General features: G+C 41.9%; 7 protein-coding genes. All 7 read left to right on the forward strand.

The window, feature by feature from the left end:
- The first annotated feature begins 366 nt into the window (after positions 1-366).
- The 7 genes from F6K20_RS24455 to F6K20_RS24485 all read left to right on the forward strand — a co-directional run bounded on the left by F6K20_RS24455 (position 367) and on the right by F6K20_RS24485 (position 4,506).
- The gene (locus F6K20_RS24455) at positions 367-624 is read left to right on the forward strand and encodes a hypothetical protein (RefSeq protein ID WP_131827150.1); all 258 of its coding nucleotides are present in this window, start codon (positions 367-369) and stop codon (positions 622-624) included.
- Positions 625-750: 126 nt separating this feature from the next.
- On the forward strand, positions 751-927 hold the full coding sequence (locus tag F6K20_RS24460; RefSeq protein WP_008184244.1) for a hypothetical protein: 177 nt from the start codon (positions 751-753) through the stop codon (positions 925-927).
- 513 nt (positions 928-1,440) lie between these two features.
- A complete protein-coding gene (locus tag F6K20_RS24465) occupies positions 1,441-2,235 on the forward strand; it encodes a hypothetical protein (protein WP_008184254.1) in 795 nt (264 codons plus the stop codon).
- A gap of 974 nt (positions 2,236-3,209) precedes the next feature.
- The gene (locus F6K20_RS24470; RefSeq protein ID WP_008184255.1) at positions 3,210-3,389 is read left to right on the forward strand and encodes a hypothetical protein; all 180 of its coding nucleotides are present in this window, start codon (positions 3,210-3,212) and stop codon (positions 3,387-3,389) included.
- Between the two features lie 168 nt (positions 3,390-3,557).
- Positions 3,558-3,689, forward strand: a complete 132-nt coding sequence (locus tag F6K20_RS24475) for a hypothetical protein (RefSeq protein ID WP_267872029.1) — start codon at positions 3,558-3,560, stop codon at positions 3,687-3,689.
- 167 nt (positions 3,690-3,856) lie between these two features.
- The gene (locus tag F6K20_RS24480; RefSeq protein ID WP_008184256.1) at positions 3,857-4,213 is read left to right on the forward strand and encodes an SH3 domain-containing protein; all 357 of its coding nucleotides are present in this window, start codon (positions 3,857-3,859) and stop codon (positions 4,211-4,213) included.
- Between the two features lie 110 nt (positions 4,214-4,323).
- Entirely contained in the window at positions 4,324-4,506 is a 183-nt protein-coding gene (locus F6K20_RS24485) for a hypothetical protein (RefSeq protein WP_008184257.1), read from the forward strand.
- The last annotated feature ends 331 nt before the right edge of the window (positions 4,507-4,837 follow it).

The raw sequence follows: 4,837 nt of genomic DNA on the forward strand, positions 1-4,837 counted from the left end.
GAGATGGTAATCATGCGTTCGCGTAGCGGCTCTTTCAGAGCATCGCATTCCAGTTGAGATGGTAATCATGCGTTCGCGTAGCGGCTCTTTCAGAGCATCCCATTCCAGTTGAGATGGTAATCATGCGTTCGCGTAGCGGCTCTTTCAGAGCATCGCATTCCAGTTGAGATGGTAATTATGCGTTCGCGTAGCGGCTCTTTCAGAGCATCGCATTCCAGTTGAGATGGTAATCATGCGTTCGCGTAGCGGCTCTTTCAGAGCATCGCATTCCAGTTGACAGGGAAATTATGCGATCGCGTTACTGTTGACAGGGAAATTATGCGTTCGCGTTACTGTTGACAGGGAAATTATGCGTTCGCGTTACTGTTGACAGGGAAATTATGCGTTCGCGTAGCGGCTCTTTCAGAGAATCGTGTAGCAGATCCATTGGAGTTACCCCAGCCAAGCTGCGTGATCAAACCAAACGTGATTCAAGCATCTCTACCAACCTGCGAGAGCTCCTCGATTTTTGGCATTGCTGAGGGGCGGAATGAATATGAGTGGGGTGGGCATCCTGCCCGCGCGAAAATGAAACGGGCAAGATGCCCGTTCCACGGCAAGATGCCCGTTCCACAAAACTATTAAAATCATTCCATTATTAAGCAACGCCCAAAAAAAAAAGGTACCCTCAAGGGTACTGTGAAGCCAGAGTTAGATCTGACATTCTAGAAATGTGTTGATTGAAATGAATTGCACCAAGAGGTAAAACCCATGCCTTACAAATACTATAACCCCTGTGTGTTCCAAGTTCCGATCAAATTAGAAGTACCCATTGTTCTCGACATCGCTGTCGCTGCTAAGCGTAAGTGTTTTGATAAATATGAGGAAATGGAGATCGAAGAGAACGGAGCGGCTACTGATCAGTCCCCCGAACCAGTTACCAGTTAGTCTCTTTAGGCATCTTTGAAAGGAATCTTTGACGGCTGGCTTTGAATTAGTTCATTTTTATTAATTTCTGCAATACCCCTAGGCTGATCAAGCCAGGTTTTTTTTTACAGCGTTGCTGAGTATGGGTATGATTTCGCCCCCCTAATATCAAGTCTGGTTGAATACCCATAATTAAGGAGAGGGTGGGAGGTGTGGGGAGATAGGGAGATTTTTATTAAGGGTAATTATCCTGACATGATATAACCCCCCAACTTTGGGTGGAACGAAACTCTCTTTCGTCCCCCAATTTTGGGGGATAATTGGGGCAGTAGCCAAATAATACCAAGAAATTCATACTTAAATTCAGCACCCAATTGAAAACTGCTATAATTTTTAATTATGCCCTTTGTAAGTAATCGGCATTAAATTTATCAGTATAAAAATTTGGTATTATTGAGCTTAAACATTGAGTAAAACCTATAGCATTATAGATCAATATTTAGGCTATATAAAAACTATATATTAGTATTAAAAATGATACCAATTGTCCCCCCTACAGTTGAAGTATTAAAAGATATTGTCCTCGGTTTAATAGAAAATATTTATTCTAGATATGAGGTAAAAGAATGGATCATCGGCATGCAAAAAGAGCATTCTATAATCTTCCCTGGTTGCATGAGCTTCGGGATTAAAAATAGATTTGCTGAATTTGTGATGTTTGCTTTGTTCTGCATTAATGAGGTCGGGGTTGGAAAATTTGATAGTCCTGGTGAACAGTTTATTCGAGATGTAGATCTTGAAGAATATCTAGCTTGCTTAAACGAAGAAGATTGCACAGAAAGATCTGGAAATATTGTGAGACTCAGACCCCATCAGATCCAACCAGTTAAAAAAGTATACAATACTCTTGTGGGTATAGATTGTGGGAATGGGCAATTACTAAAAGATATAGGCGTTTTTCTAAATAGAGGTTATTTTCTTGATCTCAACGATTATCGAGAAGAAGCCTTAGTGGAATATTGTGGCTCACATTTTGTTTTATCTTACTCGCACAATAGAAATAACAATGATTTATATATCGAGGCCTTTGAAGGTGAAAAAGAAACTGTGGCGAAGCTATTAGTAGAACTTAATATATTACCTAATATGATTAAATGGGTCAATGACTTAATTGATAATGAAGTATGTAGATTGTGTAGGGTAGACGATAACAATAATACATTTGTTATGAAAACGTTTAGTTCTTATATTGAGGCTGAAATTGAGAGATATTCATATCAAAAAAAAGGACATAAACAAACCTATTATTTGGAGCGATATTATACCTAAAAACTTATTGGTAAACCGTTGGGATCTGGATAAAAAATACGGGCGTTGCTTAATTAAGGTCTGAAAAGATAACGATCAGGACCTGGAACATCCCAGAATCGGAGATAGTGAATCAGGAAACGAATGGAATATTTTAGCATTTCCTGGAATTTTGAAGTAAGCATTCAGCTATCAGCATTCAGCTATCAGCTTATGGGCTATGGGCACCCTTTGCGAACACCTGTTGAATAAAAGAGGTAAACATTTGTTTAATCTGAGTTAAGTCTGCTGACGGCTGACAACTGACGGCACCTCAAGCAGCGTGCGCGTAGCGCATATGCTTACATTTTCAATAACAAAGACTCTTGGGTTGTAGTCGCTCTAAATAATGTCTGATCTTTGGATTTTATCCTTCAATTATGGTCAGATAAGTCTGGCTTATTATCTAATACCCCTCATCACTAATATCAAGTCAGGTTGAATACCCATAATTAGAGGGAGGGTGGGAAGTCTGGGGAGATGGTCAGATGGTCAGATGGTCAGATGGGGGAGATTTTTATTAAGGGTAATTATCCCGACATGATATAAGTTAACTTTGCTTAAATTCTGGCCTAGGGTGGGTTAGGCGGCAAGTATTTTGAAAGCTCACCTTGTCTTGATGCAATAGCGAGTGGTTTTGGGTCTGTGTGGGTCACCTGCGGGAGCACCGCTGTTTGCCCCGTGGAAACCACGGCAGTTGCTCATGGGGGGAACCCCCTTTGGCCTCACTGCCTCCCCTTTGGCCAACTGCATCGCTTTAAGAGAGCTGTCCGCCGTAACCCACCAATAGTCAGCGACTTAAGCGGTGATTAGATTCACTCTGATAAACAGTCTCTTAGGCCATGAGCTGATCAGCTCAAAAAAAAGGTACCCTCAAGGGTACTGTGAAGCCAGAGTTAGATCTGACATTCTAGAAATGTGTTGATTGAAATGAATTGCACCAAGAGGTAAAACCCATGCCTTACAAATACTCTAACCCCTGTGTGTTCCAAGTTCCGATCAAATTAGAAGTACCCATTGTTCTCGACATCGCTGTCGCTGCTAAGCGCAAGTGCTTTGACAAATATGAGGAAATGGAGATCGAAGAGGCGGAAGGTAACGAAACTACTGAGTCACCCGCACCTCCTACCACTTAGTCCCTTTAGGCATCTTTGAAAGGAATCTTTAACGGCTGGCTTTGAATTAGTTCATAGTAATTAATCCCTGAAACCCCCCTAGGCTGATCAAGCCAGGGGATTTTTTTTGCCAGTCTCGTGCTTGCTTTTAGGGATCACGGAGGAGGGAGCAGGCAGCAGGTAGCAGCGATGCAGCGAGATCTTAGTGGTTTTCACGCCAGTTGCTCATCTCCCCATCTCCCCATCTCCCCATCTCCCCATCTCCCTACTCCCTATTCCCTATTCCCTATTCCCTATTCCCCGCCCACAAGACCACCATAGACCAGTTTCTCAACTGTCTGTACTATAAACAGTGCTAACTATGGAAAAATAAGGTTTTATTGCTGTCAGCTTTAGGACTACTTATAAAGTGGCACTGTCTCCAATCACTCCAACTGTTATTTCTATTTTACTAGTAAATAAGAAACCTTGATGATTGGAGAAAACAAATGAAAAAAGCAATCTTCTTATTAGCTACAGCTGCTGCAGTTACCGTCCCTACAACTGAGGCTTTTGCTCAGCATACTTTTCCTAGTGAGCGTTCCCACTGTCTAGCCACCCTAACTGCTAGCAACCCCGATTCTCGGATCACCTTACGTTCTGGACCAGGAACTAATTATAGAAGCTTGGGTTATGGTTTAGTGGGTGATAATGTCTACGTGCTGACAGGCACTCCTCCAGAGCCAGATTACAAAATAGACAGCTTTGGCTATGGTTGGCACAGAGTAGGTTTTCCAGTAAGTGGTGCCAAAGGATGGATTCGCGACGATTTACTCAAAGTCGAATGTGCTCCCATTAATGATTAAGTAGGTCTATAGGGAAAAAAGGTACCCTCAAGGGTACTGTAAAGCCAGGGTTAGATTTGACATTATATAAATGTGTTGATTGAAATTAATTGCACCAAGAGGTAAACCCCATGCCTTACAAATACCATAAACCCTGTGTGTTCCAAGTTCCGATCAAATTAGAAGTACCCATTGTGCTCGATCTAGCTGTAGGTGCTAAGCGTAAGTGCTTTACTAAATATGAGGAAATGGAGATCGAAGAGAACGGAGCGGGTACTGAGCCAGCCGAACCAGTTGCCACTTTGTATCCTTAGGAATCTTTGAAATGATTTTTTTACGGCTGGCTTTAAAATTCTGGGCATAAATTAATTCCTATCTCTCCTCTATATCCTCCCTCCTGAGCTCAGGAGGGAGGAGTTTTATTGTAGACCAAAACCTATATCCCCCCTAAGTTAGGCCAGACTATCATCAGTTGAAAAAAAGGTACCCTCAAGGGTACTGCCAAGCCAGGGTTAGATTTGACATTATATAAATGTGTTGATTGAAATTAATTACAGCAAGAGGTAAAACCCATGCCTTACAAATACCATAAACCCTGTGTGTTCCAAGTTCCGATCAAATTAGAGGTGCCCATTGTGCTCGATA

Source organism: Moorena sp. SIO2C4, assembly GCF_010672485.1.
Classification (GTDB): Bacteria; Cyanobacteriota; Cyanobacteriia; order Cyanobacteriales; family Coleofasciculaceae; genus Moorena; species Moorena producens.

Bases quoted from the DNA above. Each gene is read 5' to 3' on its own strand.
- F6K20_RS24460 (WP_008184244.1), top strand. From the start codon at position 751: ATGCCTTACAAATACTATAACCCCTGTGTGTTCCAAGTTCCGATCAAA.
- F6K20_RS24465 (WP_008184254.1), top strand. From the start codon at position 1,441: ATGATACCAATTGTCCCCCCTACAGTTGAAGTATTAAAAGATATTGTC.
- F6K20_RS24470 (WP_008184255.1), top strand. From the start codon at position 3,210: ATGCCTTACAAATACTCTAACCCCTGTGTGTTCCAAGTTCCGATCAAA.
- F6K20_RS24475 (WP_267872029.1), top strand. From the start codon at position 3,558: ATGCAGCGAGATCTTAGTGGTTTTCACGCCAGTTGCTCATCTCCCCAT.
- F6K20_RS24480 (WP_008184256.1), top strand. From the start codon at position 3,857: ATGAAAAAAGCAATCTTCTTATTAGCTACAGCTGCTGCAGTTACCGTC.
- F6K20_RS24485 (WP_008184257.1), top strand. From the start codon at position 4,324: ATGCCTTACAAATACCATAAACCCTGTGTGTTCCAAGTTCCGATCAAA.